The sequence below is a fragment of the Agrobacterium sp. K11 genome, from assembly GCF_059429395.1.
Window position 1 is genome coordinate 1 of sequence record NZ_JCAHRB010000018.1, and the last position, 25,043, is coordinate 25,043.

General features: G+C 50.7%; 20 protein-coding genes and 1 pseudogene. 4 read left to right on the forward strand and 17 right to left on the reverse strand.

The window, feature by feature from the left end; genetic code table 11:
- Positions 1–52: 52 nt before the first annotated feature.
- From AC5SEO_RS25355 to AC5SEO_RS25425, 15 genes and pseudogenes are all read right to left on the reverse strand, one after another.
- Positions 53–741 (reverse strand): annotated as a pseudogene (locus AC5SEO_RS25355) (transposase); the annotation flags it as partial.
- Between the two features lie 164 nt (positions 742–905).
- The gene (locus tag AC5SEO_RS25360) at positions 906–2,390 is read right to left on the reverse strand and encodes a hypothetical protein (RefSeq protein ID WP_495364138.1); all 1,485 of its coding nucleotides are present in this window, start codon (positions 2,388–2,390) and stop codon (positions 906–908) included.
- Positions 2,387–3,496: a DegT/DnrJ/EryC1/StrS family aminotransferase gene (locus tag AC5SEO_RS25365; RefSeq protein WP_495364139.1), complete on the reverse strand. Its 1,110-nt coding sequence runs from the start codon at positions 3,494–3,496 to the stop codon at positions 2,387–2,389. The genes AC5SEO_RS25360 and AC5SEO_RS25365 overlap by 4 nt, the downstream gene beginning before the upstream one ends.
- Positions 3,493–3,906 (reverse strand): sugar 3,4-ketoisomerase, encoded by a 414-nt coding sequence (locus AC5SEO_RS25370; RefSeq protein ID WP_495364140.1) that lies wholly within the window; start codon positions 3,904–3,906, stop codon positions 3,493–3,495. The genes AC5SEO_RS25365 and AC5SEO_RS25370 overlap by 4 nt, the downstream gene beginning before the upstream one ends.
- Complete coding sequence (locus tag AC5SEO_RS25375; protein ID WP_495364141.1) at positions 3,903–4,862, reverse strand: GNAT family N-acetyltransferase; 960 nt, start codon at positions 4,860–4,862, stop codon at positions 3,903–3,905. The genes AC5SEO_RS25370 and AC5SEO_RS25375 overlap by 4 nt, the downstream gene beginning before the upstream one ends.
- Positions 4,859–5,779 (reverse strand): glucosyl hydrolase, encoded by a 921-nt coding sequence (locus tag AC5SEO_RS25380; protein WP_495364142.1) that lies wholly within the window; start codon positions 5,777–5,779, stop codon positions 4,859–4,861. The genes AC5SEO_RS25375 and AC5SEO_RS25380 overlap by 4 nt, the downstream gene beginning before the upstream one ends.
- On the reverse strand, positions 5,776–6,450 hold the full coding sequence (locus tag AC5SEO_RS25385; RefSeq protein WP_495364143.1) for an acetyltransferase: 675 nt from the start codon (positions 6,448–6,450) through the stop codon (positions 5,776–5,778). Before AC5SEO_RS25385 ends, AC5SEO_RS25380 begins: the two co-directional genes overlap by 4 nt.
- Positions 6,451–6,456: 6 nt before the next feature.
- Entirely contained in the window at positions 6,457–7,200 is a 744-nt protein-coding gene (locus AC5SEO_RS25390; protein ID WP_495364144.1) for a class I SAM-dependent methyltransferase, read from the reverse strand.
- Positions 7,201–7,237: 37 nt separating this feature from the next.
- On the reverse strand, positions 7,238–8,197 hold the full coding sequence (locus tag AC5SEO_RS25395) for an NAD-dependent epimerase/dehydratase family protein (RefSeq protein ID WP_495364145.1): 960 nt from the start codon (positions 8,195–8,197) through the stop codon (positions 7,238–7,240).
- Positions 8,198–8,380: 183 nt separating this feature from the next.
- The gene (locus AC5SEO_RS25400; RefSeq protein ID WP_495364146.1) at positions 8,381–10,147 is read right to left on the reverse strand and encodes an ArnT family glycosyltransferase; all 1,767 of its coding nucleotides are present in this window, start codon (positions 10,145–10,147) and stop codon (positions 8,381–8,383) included.
- Positions 10,148–10,184: 37 nt separating this feature from the next.
- A complete protein-coding gene (locus AC5SEO_RS25405) occupies positions 10,185–11,297 on the reverse strand; it encodes a glycosyltransferase family 2 protein (RefSeq protein WP_495364147.1) in 1,113 nt (370 codons plus the stop codon).
- A gap of 110 nt (positions 11,298–11,407) precedes the next feature.
- Complete coding sequence (locus tag AC5SEO_RS25410; protein WP_495364148.1) at positions 11,408–13,030, reverse strand: glycosyltransferase family 4 protein; 1,623 nt, start codon at positions 13,028–13,030, stop codon at positions 11,408–11,410.
- Between the two features lie 260 nt (positions 13,031–13,290).
- Complete coding sequence (locus AC5SEO_RS25415) at positions 13,291–16,080, reverse strand: glycosyltransferase (protein ID WP_495364149.1); 2,790 nt, start codon at positions 16,078–16,080, stop codon at positions 13,291–13,293.
- Between the two features lies 1 nt (position 16,081).
- Positions 16,082–17,113 (reverse strand): rhamnan synthesis F family protein, encoded by a 1,032-nt coding sequence (locus AC5SEO_RS25420; RefSeq protein ID WP_495364150.1) that lies wholly within the window; start codon positions 17,111–17,113, stop codon positions 16,082–16,084.
- Positions 17,114–17,392: 279 nt separating this feature from the next.
- Positions 17,393–18,268: a glycosyltransferase family 2 protein gene (locus tag AC5SEO_RS25425; RefSeq protein ID WP_495364151.1), complete on the reverse strand. Its 876-nt coding sequence runs from the start codon at positions 18,266–18,268 to the stop codon at positions 17,393–17,395.
- A gap of 457 nt (positions 18,269–18,725) precedes the next feature.
- Here AC5SEO_RS25425 and AC5SEO_RS25430 point away from each other — a divergent pair, with 457 nt between their 5' ends.
- Positions 18,726–20,489 (forward strand): ABC transporter ATP-binding protein, encoded by a 1,764-nt coding sequence (locus tag AC5SEO_RS25430; protein ID WP_111784073.1) that lies wholly within the window; start codon positions 18,726–18,728, stop codon positions 20,487–20,489.
- Positions 20,490–20,574: 85 nt separating this feature from the next.
- On the opposite strand, the gene AC5SEO_RS25435 is transcribed toward AC5SEO_RS25430, so the two are convergent.
- Both AC5SEO_RS25435 and AC5SEO_RS25440 read right to left on the reverse strand, forming a co-directional pair.
- Entirely contained in the window at positions 20,575–21,345 is a 771-nt protein-coding gene (locus AC5SEO_RS25435; RefSeq protein ID WP_111784072.1) for an IclR family transcriptional regulator, read from the reverse strand.
- A 114-nt stretch (positions 21,346–21,459) separates the two neighbouring features.
- Entirely contained in the window at positions 21,460–22,269 is an 810-nt protein-coding gene (locus AC5SEO_RS25440; protein WP_112951604.1) for an ABC transporter ATP-binding protein, read from the reverse strand.
- A 132-nt stretch (positions 22,270–22,401) separates the two neighbouring features.
- On the opposite strand from AC5SEO_RS25440, the gene AC5SEO_RS25445 reads away from it, so the two are divergent.
- The 3 genes from AC5SEO_RS25445 to AC5SEO_RS25455 all read left to right on the forward strand — a co-directional run bounded on the left by AC5SEO_RS25445 (position 22,402) and on the right by AC5SEO_RS25455 (position 25,038).
- On the forward strand, positions 22,402–23,205 hold the full coding sequence (locus AC5SEO_RS25445; protein ID WP_111788514.1) for an ABC transporter permease: 804 nt from the start codon (positions 22,402–22,404) through the stop codon (positions 23,203–23,205).
- 31 nt (positions 23,206–23,236) lie between these two features.
- A complete protein-coding gene (locus AC5SEO_RS25450; RefSeq protein ID WP_112286258.1) occupies positions 23,237–24,226 on the forward strand; it encodes an ABC transporter substrate-binding protein in 990 nt (329 codons plus the stop codon).
- 62 nt (positions 24,227–24,288) lie between these two features.
- On the forward strand, positions 24,289–25,038 hold the full coding sequence (locus AC5SEO_RS25455) for an SDR family NAD(P)-dependent oxidoreductase (protein ID WP_174069140.1): 750 nt from the start codon (positions 24,289–24,291) through the stop codon (positions 25,036–25,038).
- Positions 25,039–25,043: the final 5 nt, after the last annotated feature.

The window sequence follows — 25,043 nt, forward strand, 5'->3', positions numbered from 1 at the left end:
CTTGAGCCTTTCTGCTTATGCCGACTGTCCGGTCGAAATGGGGGGCAGTTCAGTCGACGACCGTCAGAACCCTGATCTTGCGACCAGTGGCCAGTTGGTCATGAACGAAATCCATCGCCCAAACATGGTTGGAATGGGTCGGCTCCGTGCGTTCAGCCCGCAGCTTCGGCTTGACCCGGCGCTTGGGAACCTTGTTGCGGAGCTGGAGGTCCATCTCCTTATAAAGACGATAGATTCGCTTCGGGTTCACGGGCCAGCCTCCGCGCTTGATAAGGATATGCACACGCCTGTAGCCGTAGCGTACCCGCGTCTGGCAGATGTCCTTGATCTACAGCTTCAACTCGGCCTGCTCGCCACGCCTGAACTTGTAGACATAAAGCGACCGGTCGACTTTCAACACCGAGCATGCACGCCGGATCGAAACCTTCCAGTCCGCCTTGATCGTGTCGACAAGCTTGCGCTTGCGGGCAGGCCTCAAAGCTTTTTTGAAAGCACATCCTGCAGCATGGCCTTGTCCAGCGACAGGTCGGCAACAATCCGCTTCAGCTTGGCATTCTCTTCCTCAAGCTGTCGCAGCCGCTTCATCTCCGAGGGCATCAAGCCCGCGTATTTTTTGCGCCAATTGTAAAACGTCGCGTCCGAAATTCCTGCCTTGCGGCAGACCTCGCCGATCGGCGTGCCATCCTCTGCCTGCTTCAACACGAATGCGATCTGCGCTTCCGAAAACTTCGAGGCCTTCATCGAATTCTCCCCTTCTTCCCACCAGGGATCATAAGTGGAAAATTCCAGTTCTAAATGGCCTAATTTATTGGGGGGCACGTCAGGGCACGTCACAGAGTAACTGACTCCACCAAAAGTTGGTGGAAATCAGAATCGAAGGTCAGCATCAAAAGAGTCCAAGATAGTCAATTTGTCAACAATCGATTGTAAGCATCAAGAATACGAAGATATTCCGTGTGTATCTTAGAATACTCCTCGTACATTCTGGCAAGCTCGACTTTGACTGCGCTTGCGCCTGACTGCTCTTCGATTAGACGCTCTTCATCGAGATATGCTTGTAACCCGTCTACATAATAAGACTTGAAATTAGGGGATTCAATCTCCCACCCTTCCCGCTTCCTTATCGCAGAGTTCAAAATCTCGAGGGTATAATTCTTCTCATAAAAATCGCGCGATTGGCGCGAGTGCCTGGATAGATCGTCTGCACTAACCGCCTTCAATAGCGATATCAGCTCGTCCGTATCACCCCAAGCATAGGCATCGTCATAAACAACAAAATAGCTACTAGTTAAAATGGAGCGATAATTCTTGTGCACCAGAACAGGAATGCCGGTTGCCATCGCTTCTATAGCGGATTTGGCACCACCGTAAGGAAACGAAACCATATAGACATCCACCGAATAGTCGATCATTGCGTCCGCAACAGAAGACACCCAAGGCACATGACGAAAACTCGCAGGATCGACGCCGAGCTCAGCGAGGTGAGTTCGGATTCCTTCAAGCCGATTGTCATCTAGCGGCCCAATGTGGACATGGGAACCACCAGTAGCGGCAAGAACCTCCGGAATAATTTTGAAATAGTCGTAACTATATTCCCCCGACTCAAATTTCTCAGAGCGCCCAACCGCACAGGTTGTAAGTCCCTTAGACAGGTCGAATACGGGTGATCTTGCCAAAAATTTCCCCTGAAGAATGATCGGCCAATACCGATTTTTCCTGTTTTTCAACCTGTCCCGACAATTGCAGTATGCATATTGGGCTACATCAACATGTAGGAATTCGTCACGGGTGACTCCCAAGCACAGATGATGATCCGCGTGGTGGATGAAAAATATCTCCGGCACATTCTGGACGAGTGCCGCCACAATCGCAACGGAATCTTGATTGTGGTTCACCAAGAGCAATTTGTCGGGACTGAGTTCGCGCAACGTTCGGTCTAGCTCGTCAAGCCTCTGACCACTGTTTTGCCCGCGAATTGTCACAACCTTGGTATCGAGCGCTTGTGAGAATTCAACCGATAAATTGCTGTTAGCTCTGTCGAAACAATCACTCAGCACCAAGGTTACCGGTTTGGGAAACTCTCCGCACCGGATGTAGTCTTTAATCAGCTCCACGTGGCCGCCAGCCAAAGCCAGTTCTGTCGCAAGGATTACCGTTCCCTCAACATTTTTGCAGGAAACGGTCTCTGCCTTGTTCTCGCGCCAATGCTTCGCAATGTCGGCGCAGAGACAGTCAAGATCCCTGCTAGCCAAAATTTTAGCGACAGACCGCTTATTGTTGATGACTGTGTCGACAGCATCCCTTACAAGATCAAGCGCGAGGGACGTATCCCCTGACAACAACACGGTGTGGACACGCTGTTTCAACGCTCCAATATCGTAAAATATCATAGAGACGCAGCCTCTTCTTGAAGAGTCTGGATGACGTATTCAATGGCATCATTATTCATGTGGGGACCAATCGGCAAACTGAGAACCTCTTGGGCTAGCTCTCTAGCTAAGGGAAAGCTCTCCGGACGCCAGTTTTCGATCAAATACGCAGTTTGCATATGGGGTGGAATAGGGTAGTGAATGATCGTCCCTATGGCCTTCTCTTTCAACTTCGACATCAAAATGTCTCGTTGTGGATGACGGATGACGAACAAATGCCACGCATGCTGGCATCCATTTGGCTCACAAGGTGCGATTATCTCGGGAATGTCCGATATTGCAGTTCTATAATGCGATGCGATTGCCGCTCGCCGCGCGTTCCAATTGTCTAAATGTCTCAATTTCACGCGCAAAACTGCCGCCTGCAAAGGATCGAGACGACTGTTAAAACCACGGATCTCATTTACGTAACGGGTTCGCGAACCATAATTCCGGAGCATGCGCAATTTTTCGGCGATCTCGTCATCATTGGTTGTTATTGCACCAGCATCACCAAGCGCACCCAAGTTTTTGCTAGGATAAAAGCTCCAGGCGACGGCATCTCCGTGCCCACCTACACGCTTCGCGTCATAAGTTGCACCGTGCGCTTGTGCGGCATCCTCAAGGACTTTCAATCCATGCTTCGCCGCTATTTCGAGGATCGGACGCATATCTGCCGGCAATCCGTATAGATGAACCGGCAAGATAACTTTTGTCCTGTCGGTTATGGCATCTTCGATACGGGCGGGATCTATGTTGTGTGTCAGGGGATCGGGTTCGACAGGAACGATCTTCGCATTGCACTGACTAATGGCAAGCCAAGTGGCGATATAGGTATTGGAAGGTACAATCACCTCGTCACCCGGTTCAACGCCCAAAGCCAACAAGCCAAGATGGAGCGCTTCAAGACCATTGCCTACCGCGATCGTGTGTTTCGCTTCGCAATAAGCCGAGAATTCAGCCTCGAAAGCCTCCATTTCATCGCCGAGAATATACCATCCTGAGTCCAGCACCCGATGGATCGCGTCATCAATCTCCTCGCGAAGTTCCTGATACCCAGCCTTCAGATCTAGAAAAGGTACCGTCATCCAGAGGTCCCCTTTTCTTTCAAAAACTGACTGTAGTCGCGGATATAGTCGTTCTCGTCATAATTCATGGACGCCAAAACCAGACACACCGAACCGGGGTCAAAATTAATCTCGGACGCCCAGATCATCGGCTGTACATGCAAACCCTGCCAAGGTCGATTTAGATGCACAGTCGCAATCTCCGATCCGTCATCTAGACGCACATCGAAACTGCCCGAAAGACAAATCAGAAACTGATGTAACTGCCGATGGGCATGCGCTCCTCTACCCTCCGCAGTCGGAACGTCATAAAGGTAGAACACCCGCTTTATATCAAAGGGTATGTGTTGCCCGCCCTCGACGAAGGTGAGACTTCCGCGCACATCCAGCCGTCTTGGCAAATCCAAGACCTTGCAATCCAAAACCTTCACCGATCCCCCAACCCAAGTTCATATTGCTCATAAGCAACACCAGCGCCGCCAAATTCTGCCTTGAAGCGATATAATCCCGCATTCAGGATTAGACCACCATTCTCATTGCAGGTGCCAAAATCAAAATACCGGACACCCGCAGCCTTGGTATCGCGAATGATCTCGTCGAAAACAACATCAAGCGCAGAAAGATCGTAGCCCTGTTCACTTGATGCAATATATTGAGCGTGCCAAACACGCGGCATCTTAAAAAGCAGAACCCCCGCAACCAAAACGTCGTCAACGAAGGCTCCATAAAGTTCGATATTTTCAGGAAACCGCTGAACAAGTAGAAACACGTCCTCCAGATTGTGAACCGGTGTAGCCTCATGCTTTCGTGTAAGATTCTCTGTCAGAAGAAACCAAAAATCATCGAACGCCCCGACATTTCGCCTAACGACAACGGAACGCATCGCCTTTCTCAGCCCGCGCTCCCGTCTTTGACTAAGCCTTAACCGATGTCCAAGATCGATGGCCACGGCGAGATCACACCGCACCCGCGTCGCGCCAAAGCGCCACAAGGCATAAATATCGTCCTGGGACGGCGCTATAGAATAAATATAGGGCACGACTTTATATAACAGCCGTTTCATGCCTAAGTCTCGATAATGTCTCGATAGACAGTCGAGAACATCCAGCATCCGGTCACCTGAAATACCGCCGTTGTGTACTATTCCGCCGTAGGTCAACCCAGGGTGACTTACAACCGTTCCATTATCTGCCGGCGAACGAGCTGCAGGGAAAGCTGCAACGAACTCTCCTTTCAAGGAGACCATTACTGACAAATCCTCAAAGCGGCTGCCATGATAGCTCAAAAAGCGCCGAGAATGGAGGAATGTGCCGTTCGCACTCTTTGCAACAATATCGTCCCAACGATCTGCCGAACCATTAGAGAAAGGCACTATCTCGAAGCTCACGACGCCAGCTCCGCCAACGCGAAGCCCTCTTTTCCGAACTCGTTGCCGTTATAAAAACAATAAGTTCTACCCTTCACCGTTATTACGGAAGAGTACATGATGGCGTCACTGTCGAAGCTGCTAGGCGTAACATCAAGTCCCATCTCCTCGTCTTTACGAAGCCAATTCAGTCCATCCGACGATTCAGCATAACCGAGCCGATATGCCTTCAAAGAACGACGCCTGATCGAATAAAACATTTGATAATCGTGTTTTCCCCGTTTTACGATCCACGGGCGACCAAACCCGTGTTCATCGTCGCCAGTGACAGCCATGACAACCTGACCTTTCTCGGGCCAGAGAACGCCATCTCTGGAGCGAGCGTGGCGAAGATCGTATATAGGCATCGACTTACCATCAATCTCTGTCCAGCTATCTCCACCTACATACCATAACCTGATATCGTCGTCTTCACGCATAGCAAAAGGCCCGCAACGGAAGAACATCTCCTCGTCCGTGCGATCAAGGACTGGCACCCTAGAATAACGATGAAACGTTCGGCCCTCGTCATCGCTAACAGCAAGCCCAGTAAATATCCTGTATCTTATCTGCGTGCACAGCTCAAAGCCTGCATAGTACATGAGATAACGATTATCCGATTTCACGATCCCAAGGGGCACCACTCCGTTGTCATCGAATGTACCTGGATCCCCTGGTCCAAGAGATACAAAGTCGGGCACGTATGTGACTACGGTCGGATTTCGTGTGCAGACATCAACAAATGTTGCACAACCTCGCCCATTGTTATCCAGCGTCGAGACATAGACGCGAATTGTCTCATCACTGATTTGAATTGGCGTCGGACACATCGCGTGACTTCGCGCCCAAGGTTTCGTCTGATCAGGCCCCCACACCAGGCCGTGTTTTAGCCATTTCATTTTGCAACCTTAAAAAATCGCAATGCTGAAACCTTCGCGGGCTGATACGGATCAACACGAAAAAGCTGACCGCTTTCTGTATCCGATGAAATACTGACCGATGGGCCAAGCCAGTTGTCGTCGGCAATGGTGACATTATTGGCGATGGTCGAGTTTACGCCCAAAAAGCAGTTCTCTCCGATGTCGCAAAAGCCCGATACAACCACCTGTGAAGAAACAAAAGCGTTATCACGCACCGTTGAGTGATGGCCTATATGATTTCCGCTCCACAATACGACATTGTTACCAATTGAAACGAACGGCTGCACCGTGTTATGCTCCATAATGAAACAGTGTTCACCAATTCGAGCGTTCTTCCATACGAAGGCGCGGCTGCTTATATAGCTGGCAGGCCTGTACCCCATCGCTTTAGCGACCATGTAAAGACGGGTACGCAATCGGTTGAGCTGGGAATAAACAATTGCAACGTAAAATTTAACGTCGTCTTTGCCGTATCGATCCGGCAACTCCTCGAATGCGAAAACAGGTAACCCTAAAAGCTCAGTCTTCGTGATATAATCCCGCTCTACAGCAAAGCCGACAACCTCGTACTGAGAGTCATGAGAGAAATATTCGTATGCAACCTCTGCAAACGCACTATCCCCAATTATTATCAATTTTTCTTTGAACATCTTCGCTCAGGGCCTGACAATTAATACGTCTTCACGGCGGTTCGCCATCGGCAAGCGTGAATCTTGCGGGACGATGAAGGCGTCGAAACCTTGCGCTCTCGCTCTTGCGACAATGGAGAGTATAACTGCATCATCTATTTTGTCGAACTCAATGCGATTAAACTCAACTTCGGGATCCGAATCGGTCCCAGTAAATTCGCGATGATGCTGACGACCAGCAGCGCTGGAGAAAAAACGCCTTCTCTTTGAACTATTCGGAATATCGCCGATCAGCATCTGTCCTCCCGGCGCCAGCAGGGACAACGCGGAATCGAGAAATCTATATAGGGGGAACTCAACATATACATATTGAAAAACGCTATAGCATAGGATCGCGTCGAAATAATCGACGTGTTGACTGACAAAACCAGGTAAATTCGGAAATGCGCCTGGCAATTTACGGACATGTGCGGGAGTGGGCAAAAGCGCCAGCATTTCCACGCTATCAATCAGATGGGTTTCTTGTGAAAGCTTCCCGCCTCTGTCGATGATCATGAGAGGCAAATCGCTGCAACCCGCACCGATATCCAACACCTTGGAACCATTTTGCGAGAGGGCAGGAAGTTTTTTTTCAATGTCGGCAAAAATCCCAGGTTCGAAACCGTCGCGATAGGCGTCCGGAAAACCTATTTTTTCATATTTGGACAACGTCGGATCTGCGGCCATCTGCCGAAAATCCTCAAAGCCACCATCTCGATTTTTACCAGCCAAATCAAACCTCACATGATTTCAAAGGACGCAGCAGCGTTTATTGACAGCGCTTCTCTTCATTGACCGCAATCCAATCCGAAAACCGACGAACGCCCTCTTCCAATGAAATTTTTGGTGTCCACTCCATCAAGGCGTTGGCCGAAGAAATATCAAGGACATTAGCGGGGACATCATATGTCCGCCCCTCCACATAGCTCCTGTTCGTCCTACAACCGGTAACTTTCTCAATCACAGCAAGAATCTCATTGAGACTGTAACCGATGCCTGCGCCAATATTAACGACACATCCTCCATCAATATTGACATTGCCAGCACGCACCATCGCATCTATCGCATCATCGACGTAGATGTAATCTCTGATAACACTACCGTCACCCCAGATACTTATCTCCTCTCCGCGCAATGCGCGCCCTAAAAACACTGCAATCGCGCCTTGCTGCGCATCAGTCTTCTGGCCAACGCCGTAAGGATTGGCAAGGCGTAATGCGACGTATTCAAGACCGTGAAGTATGCGATAAAGATGGAGATATTTCTCTATCGCAAGCTTTGTAATGCCGTATGACGAGGTCGGATTAGTGCCGTGTTCCTCAGTAATTGGAATCGAATTTGGTACACCATAAATCGTTCCGCCCGAAGAAACAAAAACAATGCGTCTAACTCTGTTCTTCACTGCCGCTTGGAGCAACTGAAGTGTCCCGAGTAAATTTGTTTCGACATCGTAAACAGGATTTGCGTTGGATGTACTTGCAATCGTTGTCGAAATCAGATGGAAACAAACATCTATACCATCCAACGCCGCGTCTACGTCCTGAGCCGATAAAAAGTCACCTGAGAAATATTCGACTTCAGATCCGCTTTCACTGCTTTTTGCTAGAGGCACTACAGGCTTGATATTTCCCGCACGATCAAAACTTCGTACGAAATACCCTTCACCCGATAGGGAACGAACCAAATGAGTTCCCAAAAAACCTCTACCGCCAAGCACTAAACACCGCATTGTTCCACATATATCCTGTTTAATAATCTCATATACGAAGGCATTAGCGTCAGAGGACCCCTGACTACAGCAACAGCTTCCTTGCTCGCAGAACCCACTTCCGTCGCTACGTCACACTCAGTCTATCAGACAAAAGCGGCATCTCCATATTGGGAAATGCCGCCACCATTCGCTGCAGATCCATCAAAGACTTCCTGACGCCTTGCCGCATTCCGGCGCAGGACTGCGAAATATGTCAAACCATTGTCCCTCAGCAGGAGCTTGAACAGTTCCCACCAAGGAATAATGAAGTTCGGACAACGCGGATCGTAAACTGTCTGGATCTGCTGCAAAAGGAAACTCACCCTGCACTTTGTTCAGCGCGACCACATAGCATGCGTTTGAAACGGGCGGATTCGATAGCCACCCGGCATAGTCGGCAACTGTACTCCCAATGCTCGCAGGATCTATCTGCTGCAAGGGAAAGAAGGAACCGATTGTCTGAATTCTTTTCAAATTCACGGCGTTAACGTTCGCCAGAATATGACGCGAGGCGAACACAACCCCGCGTTCAGATCCCGTAAGATCCGTGAGAATTTGAGAAAGTTGGGAACTTGTATCCATCCAAGCTCCACCAACTTTTCTGATTTCCTCACCGTTATAAACGTGACCGTATCGATCTCCGATATAGTTTTCCATAATACCGCCGCAGAAGGCGACGGGCGTCAAATTGAAACCCCATCTCATCGAATGAGCTTCAGATTTTTCACACACAGCTTGATCTGCGTAGAGGAGATATACTGGAAAAACACTGAGTAAGACGATCATCGCCCCGAATCGTTGTAGCCATACAGACCTGATCAGGTGCGCCAACGACCCCACCATCGCGATAATTAACGGAGGCAAGAGAGGTAGATCGAAAGCGGTTCCTATATTTCTTGATGACATTAATATTAAGAGGCACAAAAAAGACAATAATAATACATGCGCAGCAAACGAAAGACCCGCACGTGACTTATTATTAGACAAAAATACATTCGCAAGAATTGCACAAATACCCACTAAAAATAATGCAATGTGGAGGATCTTTGTATACTTAGAGAACAGATATAGTCGAAACATTATATCATCATAGGTGAATACACCTTCACCCGCGCCGTATTCCGCTGCTTTCCGGCCATATCCAAACGACAAAAGATACTCAAATACGATATGAAAATTTGCCGCGAACCATGGACCGCAGACCACAACAAACGCAAGGGATCCGACGAATATCGATAGCAACAATCGTTTCCACGGTGTCCGCCAAAAAATGCTCTCGACAAGGAACACGGCAGCAAAAGCCGGTAAAAAGGCTAAAGCCATTGTCCGAGATAAGACCATCAACGCAGCGCAACATCCGACAGCCACTACCCAAGGTATTTTTGACATCCCTTCCGTGTGTCGGTAACAATAAATCGTTGCGATAAAAAATAACGCCGTTGGCGTACTGAAATTAAACAAACGAGCGTAGTCTATAATGTAAGGAGTCGTGCCAACAACCATAACGGAAAGCAGCGCTACCCGTGATCCGTATTCTCTATTTGCAAGAAAATAGACCATAAAAAGCAGAAAAAACAGTACAACGCTGTTGGTCAAAAGTGCTACCCACTCAGAGTGAGTGCCTACTACCGCCATGATCAAAGATGCAAACACCATCGTAAGCGGAGCTTGGCCTATAGGAGTAAGGAATGCTTTGATCCATCCCGCAATGCCGCCGCCAATAAGAGCGCGCTCAAGCGCAACGGCGTATCCAATGTAACCAGCCTCATCTATGTCAAGAGCGCCACCAGTCCTGTACAACAATACCCAACGAGCACTGACAGCGGCAAATAAAAGACAAATGATAAAAGCACAAAGCCCTGTGTAGTCGCGGCCATTACCTTCTTTAGTAATCAATCCAAAAACCTCATTCTTTGCGAATGGCCTCACTCACAATCTCCGGAAAATTCCGCGCAGTTGCGAATGTTCAATTTTTCCAGGTGAACATTGACGCCGCGGCATAGTTGTAGACAGCGCCCAAAAGCGCCCCGGCCAATCCAGATAGAAGCACGTCCGAGTGCCACGCCTCATTAATCCAGCTCGCGACACCCACATTGGCAATGGTGCCTACGCTGCACGCAGCATAAAACGTCAACAATCCGGTAAAGAAACGGAACCCTCGAAGTTTCATATCCCGATAAGTCAACTCGTTATTGAGAATGAAATTCCCCGTCATCGCCACCATAGTTGCAACGAACTGGGCCATGGAAAACGAAAGCTGAAATGCATCGAGCATAATTCGGAGTGTCAACAGATGAACGAGAACACCAAACGCGCCCACAGAAGCGAACATCAAAAAACGTACTGGCAGAATTCCGCCCGATAGCTTTGACAACAATAGTCCAAGATAGTCGACGGTCACCAGAGATCCAAGTTTAGAGCTTCCTTCAAAACGCTCCCGAAATTTGAATGGCACCTCTGCAGTTTTTAAAGTTGGTGGTGCTGATGATATAAAATCAAGCAGTATCTTGAAGCCTTCTTTCGACAGGGAGGGCGCAACTTTTTCAAACGTCTCTCTCCGCAACATAAAGAAGCCGCTCATTGGATCTGAAATGTTAACCTTGAGTGCCCTCTGCGCCAACTTAGTAGCTGTATCCGATCCCCACTTACGCAAGCGCGAAAAGCCTTCATTGGACGACCCACCAGCCACATTGCGGCTGCCTACCGCCAAATCCCTTCCGCTTTCCAGGATATGGAACATCTCAGGAATGATGGATTCATCATGTTGAAGATCGCCATCCATAACCAGCACATACGGCGCCGAACTGGACAAAATCCCCTCAATGCAAGCACCCGCTAAACCCCGACGCCCAATTCGTCTGATGCATCTTATGCGCAGATCCGTCATCGACATCGATTTCACGAGCTTTGAGGTGCCGTCGGGACTATCGTCGTCCACAACAATTAGCTCCCACGCGATTCCATTGAGAGCAACATTCAATCTTTTGACCAACTCGCGAATATTTTTGCTCTCGTTAAAAGTCGGGACCACTACAGAAAGCTGAAGTGGCATGGGTAAAGTCGCTTGCATCATATTCATGTCGAGTCGCTTCCAAAGCGGAATTAAAAGGCTTTGTCGCCTACTATCGCAAAGGACCACCGTTGGGAAGTGCACCACGCCAAAACTCGCAGCGACTCTTTTCTCCTGAACTACGCGCCACTTTTTGCCTCAGAAAATCTTTGTAGAGCTTCATCGACAGACACTCCCTGTAGTTCTGCGGCACTAAAAACATCGAAGCCTGCACTCGGACGACGGCGCGCGATGCCCGATCTAACTTCCCTAACATAGTGCCACGCAGCAAGTCTCCTACTCTCAGATTTTGAATATTGCCTGATTTCCACTTGCTTGCTCCAGAATTTTAGATCGATCAAACTGCCAATTCCAATCTTTTCTGCAAGATTTTTGTCGACCTGATTTGTCGCAACGGCCCGTCCAATCAGATGGTCTACGTCCGAAGCGTAACGTTCCATGCTGAACCGCCGATCTCCAATCTCCTTCAACTGCTCGGAAACAGATTGCAGCATTTCGGGGTTCTCCAGCATGCGGTTAACCTTACACGCCATGTCATAACTATCGACATATGGTGAAACTAATTGATCGCCCAACCCCTCAGCAACCAATACATCCGCCACGCCAGAGGCGTTCGCGAAACAGAAAATCGGAAGTCCATGACAGATAGAATCTAGCCCAACATTGGGAAGTGGATCCAATCTTGAGGTCAACAAGAAAGCTGTCGCCCTGCTGTAGGCATATTCCAAGCTCCCGATATTTCCGACGATTTGGATATGGTCCGCCAATCCAGATCTGTCTATCTGCTCCTTAAAGTAAAGCGAGAACTCAAAATCATTTTCTGGGTCGTATCCACCTCCGAACCAGACGAAACGAAGATTCTTATCTTTGGATTTCTTTAATATATATGAGCACGTCTGAAGAAAAAACTCGACACCTTTCCGAAAATTAAAAGATCCCGCACCAAGAATTACTTTTACATCTTCAGGCCATCCAGCAGGTTGAAACGCCGCATCCACTTTTTCCCTCTCAGGATCTCCGCTTAGGATGCAACGCCCTTGCGGAATGATATGTACGTGGTTATTTGGTCGCCATTGAGGAACGTGGCGAGCGGCATCAGATTTGATTATATCTGACGAATATACTATTTCGGAGGAGCTCCGAATAACGGCCTCCATAAAGTAATGGGGCTTAAAGTATGCAGTAAATTCGTGAACAAGTGATACTGTCGGAATGCGATGGTCGCTAAGCGCTTCGAGTGCGTAGATCGAAACGACGCTGTTAACTATGGCGCAATAGATATCGTCTGCCCCCACGATTTCATTCACAGTGCGCTGGCACAGACTCGGTTGATTGTGGGTGGTTTTATAAAGTTTATTAGCGCTCTTTTTGAAGTCTTTTTCGAGAACGCCCGGCCCAAGCAGCAGGCAAATAATATTGTATTTTTTATTCAAAGCCTGCATAAGCTTCAAGCACACAATAGGCGCACCCGTACGTGAGGCCTCATGACTAACAAAAAGTATATTTTTCTTTAGCGGATCAAGCGCCTTTACATTTTTCAGCGTATAGCTACCCATTTTATATGGGCGCCCTTCAAGTTTTCCGTGCTTCAGATAGTGTCTGACCGCGGAACTCCCGGCAATAGCAACGTCCGGATTGGCGTCCAGATAAGCTTTGGAGCTAAAATCACTGGGGATATTCCCCCGCATGCGCTCAAGTAGCTCATGAAGATTGCTCAAAATCAACTTTAAAAAAAACTTCATCAGCCTACAAACCTCGACCACACAGAGCCAGCGCCCAGAAGTTCTCATAAGAAAACTGGACTTCGACAAACACATTTCTCGCTAATAGGCTGCACGACAAATCGGGTCAACGTCTACCGGAACAAACCTACATCCAACTGTTACCCGCATCTTTTACAAAACAACGGTTCATGGTCGAGCACTTCTCATCATCGCCAGGCGACATAAGCCTCGTCGAACGATTCACCCAATAGAAGTGGCAGGCCGGCGACACGAGCCGGTCACCCTGTTCCAACCATTTCTCCAATTGACCAACTTGGATCGCCCATGACGAAGCCTGTCGATTCCAGCGTGAGGTTAGGGTTGTAGGCGGGGTCCAAAAATCTTTCCGCCCGCCATCTCTTTTTCATATACTCCACCTCGCGCTGAAACCGTTCTCTTTTTTCTGGTGTGCTTTCCAAGCCACGGCTGATCGACTCGTGATGGTAGAGTTCTGCATATGGAGTCCAAATATTATTGTAACCGGCCTCGCGCACTTTCAGACAAAAATCGACATCGTTAAACGCAACAGCCAGATCCGTTTCATTCAGCCCTCCGACCCTTTCATATGTTTCGCGTCGCACTACCAAGCAAGCTGCAGTTACGGCACTATAACTTTGCCTGACGGCCAAACGTCCAAAGTAACCCGGGTGATCAAAAGGGAAAAACTGATGGCCGTGCCCCGCAATTCCGCCCATACCAATTACAACGCCTGCATGCTGAAGGCGCCCGCTGGGGTAAAGCAGCTTGGCGCCTACGCACCCAGTCTTTGGCCGCTGAACCAACGATACCATTTCCGATAACCAGTCAGGAGATATTACTTCAATATCGTTGTTTACCAGCGCAACAATTTCTCCCCGACTTTGGGCGACGGCGCTATTGTTCAAAGCTGAGTAATTGAACGGTCTCTCGTCTCGCACTACCCGCACGCGGCTATCAAGCTGCTGAATCCGCTCCAGCCACACCAAAGTTTCGCTTTCGACCGACTGGTTGTCGACTATAATTAACTCAAAATTTCGATACGTGGTCTTCTCAAGAATGGACTCCACGGCAACATGAAGCACATCGAGATGGTCTCGTGTTGGGATGATGATTGAAACATGGGGATTCCCCTCAATCGGCCACAATACACGATAGCTGAACGGAAAAACGCCGTTGACAACCAGCATATATTTCCCCGAGATGCGCTTGACATGCTCTTCCAACGCGCGTCGGCCATCCTCACTTGCGAGCGGACTAGATCGACCAGACACAACACTGATTTGAGATGTATCGCGGCAAGAATACAGCACTTTCGCTATGTGACGGATTTGATTATCTTCAACATGCTCGATACAGCGAAGAAGTAAATCATACTGCTGCGCATATTTGAATCTGGAATGGAAAGCGCCGACCTTCCGTACTAGGTCCACATCGTAAACGCCAAAATTTCCAATGTAATTCATTCCGTAAAGTAGTTCTGCATTCCAATCAGGCTTGAAATTTGGCGAAAACCTCTTGCCATCCTCACCAATAAGATCTTCGTCAGCGTAGATGATCTTCACTTCTGGGTTGCAGTCGATGACCTGAGCAGAAAATAACAATGCGTCCGGGTCAAGTAAGTCATTTTGACCTAAAAATGATATATATTTTCCGTCGGCGCAATCAACAGCGCTATTGAGGAGCTCCGAAATACAGCATTCTTCTTTGCAGAGGAGAATACGTACACGTTCATCGCGGTCAGAATAATCCTGGATAATCCGCGTTATTTTTGTATCTACGGATCGATCGACGGCAAGACAGAGTTCCCAATTCGAATAGCTTTGTTTGAGAATAGACTCGATAAACTCCACCAGCCGGGACAATTCGGGGTCGCAGATAGACACAGCCACCGAAATTAGAGGTCCGTCTTTTAGGCAAAGGGCAAGCTTATCAAGATCGGAAGACAACTTTAATCGCTGGGTTCTCCATTCTGACAATACTTGTTCATAAGGAGTTTCAGCTTTGCGCCACGGTCGAAGTTCCGTACGCATCGGATCACGCTTGGCGGCTGACCGCTTAAAACGCGCTGATCTCCGCCGAGACAATGGCGCACTAACACCCGCAAGGAGATTTAGCAAACCAAAAGCCATTTTATTTCTTAATTGCTTCAGAGGTTTATTCCGAGCATCTCGTAGAAATGACTCCAAAATTTCTACATCGAACTCCTTGGCTTTAGTGACTATCGAAAGTTTATTCGCTGTCTCGTACTGCAAAAGCTCACGCTCAATTTGAAATCGTTTTAACTCTTGGCAGGGTTCATTTTGAAGACCACACGTTTCTCGCAGGATGTATTCACACCCACTAAGAGCAATACGACGACAAGCATGCTTCGCGTGACTTTCATCTGCCAATGCAGATGAATTAACCGCCTTGTCACGCCCCCCTATTTCATTGAGCGACCGCAACAACGGCGCTAGCTCGCCTGCGATTTCCTCGCCCCAAAACATCACCCCCAAAGTGTTCTGTTGTGTTAAATTGAATGAGGGGCGCTTAGCCGAAATCTCCTCGCAGCATCTCGAAGTCACCTCCTCTTGTTCATCAACGCCCATCCCTTGAAATAGAACTACAGCGCGGGAAGATAATTTTGCAGTCCAACTTTCGAAAGTTGCTTTCACATCCTGATTAAATTGACAGCAGCCAAAATGGAGCAGATCGACTGAACCATCGGCAATATCATCCAGGGCCTCAATAGAGCTTTTTCTCAATAGTTTACTGAACCCTACGTAAGGCCTATTTCGCTCCAACATCTGTTCAAAAACGTCGTCTGAAGTTACGTCGTTGTTCTTACCGCCTTGCCATCTATCAACGGCATAACACTCCGCCTCAATATTTGCCTCCAAAACGGCCTGGCAGAAACAAAAATATGGGAAACCATAGTCAGATCCAAGCTGAACGATCCGTTTGGGACGCTGAGCGCCAACCAACCACTTCTCAAATGGACCGAATTGGAGCCACGTATCGCTTCGGGCTGAGAAGTTAGTCTCAGCCGGCTGAACATTAAAGAACTTCATTTTAATGTTCCCTGGTTGGATCACGCATTATAATACCAAGATCCTGAGAATCGTTGCCTAATGCCCTTACGGCCTCTCTGCGAATTTGGTTTCCGATCGGCCCTTCAATCTTCGCAATCAGTCTCGCCATTGTCTCTGCTCCGCCCGGAGATAACCAAAGCGGCGATTTTTTCAAAAACTGGAAACCACGTCTCAGAGAATATCCAGGAAGAGCATATGCGCTGGCGCGCCTCGAAACCGTAGTCAGGATTAGCGCTATTCGCTTGGTGCGGCCCTCAACCGTATCAGGATCGATGCTTAACACTTTTACTTTGACCATCTCGAGTGCGGCATCGTCAGGAATTACAAGTTCACGTGCGATACGATCAATCTCTTGGTTATCACAACCAGCAAGCTCCTGGTCCAATTGACTGACTTCATATGTAGCTGCATGAGAGAACCCGCGGCGCAATGCCCATTGCGTCAATCCAATCTCGCCACGCCGTACTGTTCGTGCTTTATCATCGCTGATTTGGAGTCTGCGCCAATAACGCAAGAAAGCTGGCTCGCCAAGAATGCGCGCGCCAAATCCCATCGCATATGACGCATAATGGAAATTTTTATGTCCTGTGCTGTGATGCCAAGTTATCTCATCATAGCGATGCGGATCCACCCTTGGCATGGCGAAATTTGATGTAGCGGCGACTAAGTCAGTGCCGAGAGCACGGGCGTCATCGAACCAACTCGTTGGCTGGGGAACGAGCCACACGGAATCGTTCAATAGCCATACCCTCTGAAGTCTGCCCAACTCAGCTGCGAAATCCAAGAATGCGTCGCGATATCCACCAAAATCATAGCCCACATTGGGTCTTTCAATAATCCGAGCGACCCGGGGAATTAGTACCCCACGGTCATCGTCGGATAACGGCAAATTTGCTACGACAACGGGCGCAATACCGGCACGCCTCATTTCCTCAATCATCGCTAGATGGGATTCAAGAAGGCCGTCTTTTGGAAAAATGAGATATATTCCAACCTCGTCTCCGATCGGCACTCGGCCGACCGTACGCCTAATTGCCCTTGATGTTCGCAGGTCGTACCAACGACGAAAATACAGACGCCGAACGAGCTCCATGGGGAGCCCGAACAATTGTTGGCCGAGTCGGTTAATCTCCCGGCGTACTTTCCACAAAGAAACTCTATCCATCGCTATCAGTTAGGTATCGATCAAGAACACACTCACTCTTCAACGAATAAAGAGCCGTGAATAATTTGTCGTGCTGCAACATTGACTTTGTCGTATCATCAATCACATAGGCCGAACTCATAAGCCCTAATCCTTCGGTTTAGGGGACATTTCTCTAGCACCTTTTATCAAACCACAAGCCTTTGCGCGCCTCCGTCGCGATACAAGGCTAAATGGTGAAAGCAAAAGCAAAAAACCCGCCAGAAAAGTTGTCAATTCCGGTACAGGTCTCCGATATTTCCGCCCAGCATAAATTCTGGATTGCGCCATATGAAAAGCTTTGAAGTACGCAACCTCCGATGACCGTGCTGATGAACGACCCCCAGCGTGCTCGACGACGGCATCTTTAACATAGAAGAGTGGACCCAATTCCCGCAGCCGTAGGGAAATATCGTCGTCTTCGTGGTAAAGGAATATTCTTGCGTCAAACCCTTGGACTGCCTCAAAATTAGATTTTGAAACAAATAACGCCGCACCACTTAGAACAGGAACTTCACAATCCTCTTTGGGCCAGCCACGCTTCATATATTCCCTTCGAGGCAAGAGATAAGACCTCCGCTTAAAATAAGCGCCACCGCTTTTGTTTGCTATACGAGGATTGAACGCTGAAGCAGCGGGGTAACGTTCTGCTGCCTCAAGCAATGCTTCAAGAGCTCCTTCCTGTAGGCGAGCATCCGGATTTAAAAACAGTAAGTAAGGCGTATCGGCAAGTATGGCGCCGGCATTACACCCCCTGCCAAAACCCTCATTATTCGAGAGCTTCACAATTTCAACTACACGCTCATCGGGCAATGTGTCGAAACCATTGGTGCCTCCATTGTCAACAAGCACAATGGGGACGCCAGCCGGAACTGAAGCCACCATGCCAGCAATGACTTCGTCACTACGGTAGCAAACCGAAATTATGGTCACATCGGACAGAGAAAAGGGAGTCAAGTCAAATTGTACTCGTTTTGCCGCCATGGCGAGCCGCTACCGGTTTGCCAACGCGAAATATGAACGGGGCTTGAAGATACATCCAATCGATCAGGTCAGGCAACCCGCCTCCCAATCGTTTTCCTTTCACCCCTTTATTCATTTGAGTCGCCGCACACCTCGGTTCGCGCGTCAATGTTCGTTGGGTGTATCCACGGCCGCAGATCCACCTTTGCAAATAGAGTGTTATAGATCAGCTTGATTGGGAGGACCAACCGCGCCCTTGGGTCGCATGGTCAGTTGACACTTGTTCGCGGCAAGCTTATTTGCATGGGCTTGAAGATAGATGGCAATCAACTTGATCATACCCTGCAACTCCAAGAAAATTTCGCACTCGTGAACAGTGCCATTTTCAACCGAGGATCATGTGGAACATTTTGCTCTGTACGTGATCAAATAGCCACTGCAACGCGTGACGGCGTATACACTAAATAAGGATGTTTCGGTGATCAGATCGTTTTTGTCGCCAAACGACAAGAAGTTGCTGGTGCGACTTTTCAAAGAGAACTTCAAAAAACACGTTGGTTGGTACACTGCAGCAATTGCGGCAATGGTTGTTGTCGCCGGCACAACCTCTCTCAGCGCATGGATCATGCGCGACATCGTCAACAGTGTTTATCTGAAGCAGGGTTTTAACGTTGTTCTGGAGATTGCCTTCGCGGTTGCAGCAATCTTTATCGTTAAGGGCCTCGCTACCTTCGTACAGAGCTATTATCTGAGCAAGGCAGGTAACAGTATCGTTGCCGAGCAACAACGCAAAATCTATGATCGGCTTCTGAAGCAGGGAGTTTCCTTTTTTCAAAATCTGCCGTCTTCCGAACTCCTCATTCGCGTGACTTATAATGCCCAGTCCGCGCGAAGCGTAATCGACACGATCGTTACGACCTTCGTTCGTGATCTTTTTTCTCTCCTTGGCCTCGTCATCGTGATGTTCGCCCAGAATTTCCTTCTAAGTGCAATTTCCATGATTATTGGGCCGATCGCGATTTTTAGTGTTCGCCTTGTTTTGCGTCGAGTTCGCAAAATCATGGAGGCCGAACTCGCGTCGCTCGGGGAAATCGTCAATGTCGTGCAGGAAACCAGCATCGGCGTGCGCGTCATAAAGGCGTTCTCGCTTGAAAAGCTGATGCGCCAGCGCATGAACAAGGCAGTCTCTGAAGTTGAGCAACGCGCTAATGGCATTGCGAAGCTAGAAGCGGCGACCAGCCCGATCATGGAGACCTTATCTGGCCTCGCCATTGCTGTCGTCATCGCCGTATCCGGTTACACCGTTCTTGAAAAAGGTGGTTCACCGGGCGACCTGATGGCCTTCATTACTGCCCTGCTTCTCGCCTATGAGCCAGCCAAGCGTCTGGCCCGCATGCGAGTTCAGATCGAGGGCGGCATGATCGGCGTGCGCATGATGTTCGAGGTTCTAGACGCGCCATTGACCCTCGCCGAAAAGAAGGATGCCCAGCCGCTCCCCAAAGCGAGCGGCAATGTGGAACTCAAGAACGTCAGCTTCGAGTATGTTGCTCACCAGCCGGTTCTGAAGGACGTCAGCGTTCTCTTCGAGGGTGGCAAGATGACTGCGCTGGTCGGGCCTTCCGGCAGCGGCAAGTCGACGATCATCAACCTCATGATGCGTCTTTATGATCCGCAGAGCGGTTCCGTCGAGATCAACGGAATGGATTTGCGTGACGTGTCTTTTGCCAGCCTGCGTGAGCATGTTTCCTACGTCGGCCAGGAAACCTTCCTCTTCTCGGGGACGGTGAAGCACAACATTTCCGTCGGTCGCGACAACGCCACCGATGAGGAAATCATCGCTGCGGCAAAAGCGGCCAATGCGCATGATTTCATCATGAACATGCCTAATGGTTATGACAGCAAGCTTGGGGAAAACGGTTCCGGTCTGTCCGGTGGCCAGCGTCAGCGTATTGCCATCGCCCGCGCCATGCTGAGGGATGCGGATATATTGATCCTCGATGAAGCAACGAGCGCGCTCGATTCGGAATCCGAAGCACTTGTTCGAGACGCGCTTGAGCGGTTGACGTTCAACAAGACGTCGATTGTGATTGCCCATCGGCTCTCCACGATCAACCGCGCCGACAAGATTGTTGTGATGGACAATGGTCAGGTTGTCGAGCAGGGAAGCCGTCGCGAGCTGCTCGCAACCGATGGTCTCTATAAGCGCCTGCACAGCATCCAGTTCGATGCGGACGTAGCCTAAGTCAAACATTTATCGGGCGGCATTGCCGCCCGATCCTTATTCAACATCCCCGTGATATTAAGTGCTTTCGGCCGGTTGACGCCGATTACCAGGCGATTTCCATATCGCTCGCTGCCCTCACCAGAAGCGGCAGAATTTCCGCCACACGCTCATCGGTCAACCGCGTGAGCGGCGCGGCAACGCTCATGGTGCCGACAACTTCCTTATCCTGACGGATGGCAACTGCGATTGCCCCTACCCCTTCCTCGGCTTCGCCAACCGCACGGCCGTAACCGAGGCGAGAAACAGCGTCCAGTTCCTTGTTGAGCGCTTCAATCGTGTTGATGGCGTTGGCAGCCTGCTGGCCGGGTTGGCCAAGTCCGGCCTCGAGCGCAATCCTGAGCGCCCGCTCCCTTTCGAGGCTGGCCAGCCATATCTTGCCGTTCGCCGTAGCGTAGGGAACGATGCCGGCGCTCATATCGGGCTCGAATACCAGACCGGAACGGCGGCCGCGCGCCGAGCCGACCCACACGAGAGTGTTGTTCTGAACGGCGGTCAGGCGAACGAGTTCACGGGTGCGCTCCGCAAGATCGTCGAGGATCGGCTGGCGCAGATCGGATACCTGCAGGCGCGCCAGCTGTTTCTGGCCCACCAGCGCCATGCGCATGGTCAACGCGTAACAATCGCTTTCCGGGCTCTGCCACGCCCAGCCGTTGTCGATGAGCGATGTCAGGATACGGTGACAAGCGCTTTTGGGAATATCGAGCTGGTGTGCGACATCGGAAAGCTTCAGCGGCTCTTCGGCCAAGGCAAGAAGCTCCAGCATGGCGATCGTCCGCTCGACACCGCCGCTTGGTACATTGATCGTCTTTTCCATCTCACTCTCCGGTCGCAGGTGCACGGCCACTATCGGGAGGGAACCCCAAGGCGATGCGAAAATCGGCTGTTGCGGCGTCTTTGGCTTCAACGAAAACCAGGAGACGCCGCCGGTTCAGGCATGGCGCTGCAGAATGCCGCGCGATAGGAATATCTCGGTGATCTCCTCGGATTTTTCGATAAATTCCGGCTCGCGCCGTGCCGCCAGTCCACGCGGACGCGGCATGTCGATCTCCAGCACTTTTTCAATTCGGCCCGGCCGCGGCGTCATGACTATGACGCGGTCCGCCAGAAGAACCGCCTCGTCGATGGAATGGGTGATGAACACCACCGTCATACGATTTTTCAGCCAGAGCGCTTCAAGGTCGATACGCATCTGTTCGCGCGTCAGCGCATCCAACGCACCGAAAGGCTCATCCATCAGCAAAAGCCTGGGCTGAAGCAGAAGCGCACGCGCAATGGATGCGCGCTGTTTCATGCCGCCGGATAGTTCGTGCGGATATCGATTGGCAAAGTCTTTCAGGCCAACGGATTGAAGAAGCGCCAATGCGTGGGGTCTCAGTTCCTCACGGTTTCTGCCGGTCATTTCGGCCGGGAACAGCACATTGTCGATAATCGTTCTCCAAGCCAGAAGCACGTGATTCTGGAAAACGATGCTCATGCCGGGCGGCGGGTTATTTGAAACATCGCCAAAAACGGAAATCTGGCCGGTGCTGGCGTGCGAAAGCCGTGAGATCAGCCGCATCATCGTTGATTTGCCGCAGCCGGAAGGGCCGACAATTGCCACGAACTCCCCGTCGCCAATCGTCAGATCGAGCTTTTCCAGCGCCACGACCGGCGCATCCGGGTGCCCGAAATATTTACTGACACCCTCCAGCAAGACGCCCTGCTCATAGGTCTTCCTTTCGGTTTTCTTCTGCAACATGCACTCCTCCCGCTGCATTCCAATCCTCTTGTCCTGCCTGAATTACCACTTGACGAAACATCAGTCTATATGGAACATTGTTCCAATATCAAAAATTGCGCGGTGAACGGCCGGGCAATTTCGGGAGGAAACATGTTTTCGAAAGTCATGGGGGCCGTCAAAGGCCAAGCCCACACGATGGCCAGTCTCGTGGGCGCAGGGGTCGTGTGGGAGATTGCGGTGAGAGCGCTAAAGGTGCCGGAATACATTCTGCCGGCCCCGAGCAGAGTGTTTGCGGACCTTTTTAACAATATACCGATCGTGTTCACGGCATCGCTTTATACGCTACAACCGATGGTGCTGGGCTTTCTGGTGGCGGTGGTCATGGGAACGCTTCTTGCGCTTCTGGTGGTCTATTCGCGTGCCTTCGAGGCGATATTTTACCCGCTGCTGGTGATCCTGCAAATCATCCCGAAGATCGCCATCGCACCGCTTTTCATCATCTGGGTCGGCTTCGGCCTGCCGTCCAAAATTCTGCTGGTCTTCCTGCTTTCCTTTTTCCCGATCGTCGTCAACTCCATCGTGGCCTTCAAGTCCATCGAGCCGGAGGTCTACGATCTCGCCAAAAGCTATCGGGCCGGACGCCTGAAGATTTTCTGGAAAGTGGAACTGCCGGGCGCCCTGCCCTCCCTTTTTGCGGGATTTAAGGTCGCTGCCGCACTTTCGGCCACTGCAGCCGTGGTGGCGGAGTTCGTCGCCTCCGATAACGGGCTCGGATATCTGCTTCTGAATTACAACGGCAACATGAACACCAGCATGACCTTCGCCGTCATCATCGTGCTAAGCCTGCTTGGCCTGCTTCTCTACGGGATTGTGGAATTGATCGAGCGCTTTGCCATCCCCTGGCATGTTTCCCAGCGCCGAGATGATTTCACCGTGGGCAAGAGCACGACCTGAACCAGGACTTTAATTAAAAAGGGAGGATAAAATGTTTAATACAATGAAGAAAACACTGGCGGGCGGCGTGCTTGCCCTTACCGTCGGCCTGGCGGGTGTGCAATCGGCCGCAGCCGAAGACAAGGTGACGCTCCGCCTCAATTTCCTTTTGAGTGGCGTCCACACCATCTTTTATTACGGCGCGGAAAAGGGCTTCTACAAGGACACCGGCATTGATCTGCAAATCGGCGAAGGTCAGGGTTCGGCACGCACCGTGCAATCCGTCGCAACCGGCGGCGATATGTTCGGCATTGCCGATGGCGGCAGCGTGATTGCCGGCGCTTCGAAAGGCGCGCCTGTCAAATCCGTGCTTGGCCTGCTCAATACCTCGCCTTATGCGATGACGTTCCGGGCTGATTCCGGCGTGAACTCCATAAAGGACGTGGAAGGAAAGACGGTCGCCGCCAGTGCCGGCGAAGCATCTCTCGCCCTCTTGCCAGCCATCTGGAAAAAAAACGGCGTCGACTCCTCCAAGGTCAACATTCTGAATGTGGATGGCCCCGGCAAGATCATCGCCATCATGCAGGATCGCGCAGCAGGCATCCTCGGCGGGCTTGAAAACCAGGTGGTGGTTCTGAATTCCAAAGGCCTGCAACAGAAGGTGTTTTCCTTTGCGGAACTCGGTGTGAACACGCAGGGCCTGACCATCGTCACCAACACGAAGCTCATCGACAACAACGAGGACCTCGTCAAACGTTTCGTCGCGGCATCGCTGAAATCCATCGAAGCGGCCAAGGCCGATCCTGATGCGGCGGTTGCGGCAGCGGTCAAGGAAAAGCCTACCGGCGATCCGAAACTCCTCAAAGAGCAGCTTGAAATCTCGCTCAAGCTTCTGCCGTCGCCCACGGCACCCTCCGCACCGCTCGGAGAAATGGCTGTTGCCGACTGGCAGCAGACACTCGACCTGATGAAGGAATATCAGGACATCAAGACCGATATGCCGGCAAACGCCTTCTTCACCAACGGCCTGATCGCCAAATAAGCACGGATGCTCCCAGTCCGGCGGATGCCGCCGGGCTGGCACGCGGAACAATGGTTTAAAACATGTCCACATATTATGATTTAGAGGGCAAGGTGGCGGTTGTTACCGGCGCTGCGGGCGGCTTTGGCACCGCCATCAGCCAGCGCCTTCGCGACTGCGGAGCGACGGTCGTCCATTGGGACCTGCCAGCCTGCGTAAAACAACACCAGTTTGCCGGCCTTACGTCATCCGGTGTCGACATTACCGAACCTAAAAGCATCGACGTGGCTGCCGCCGAATTGCGCAGCCAAATCGGCAGGCTCGATATTCTTGTCAACAATGCCGGCATTGTCGGCAATGTCGCGCCGCTTTGGAAAATCCCGGTGGAGGAATTCCGTCGGATCATCGACGTCAATCTCATCGGTTCGTTTCTTGTCTGCCGTGCCCTCGTACCGCTGATGATCGAGACGGCGAAGAGGAGCCGCGCCGGCCGCATCGTCAATGTCGCTTCGATCCAGGCAAAAGAGGGCATGCATCAGGCCGCCGCCTACAGCGCCGCCAAGGCGGGGTTGGTGGCGCTGACGAAAAGCCTCGGCAAGGAACTGGCGACATCGGACATCCTCGTCAACGCCATCACACCCGCCGCTTCCTTGACGGCGATGAGCATCGACGCGCCGAAGGAACGGCTGGACGATATTCTCTCGCGCATCCCGATGCGCCGTTTTCTCGAACCCGCCGAGGTCGCCAATATGGTGGCTTGGCTCTCTTCTTCCGAATGCAGTTTTTCGACCGGCGCGGTTTTTGACCTGTCCGGCGGTCGTGCAACATATTGAGGTAA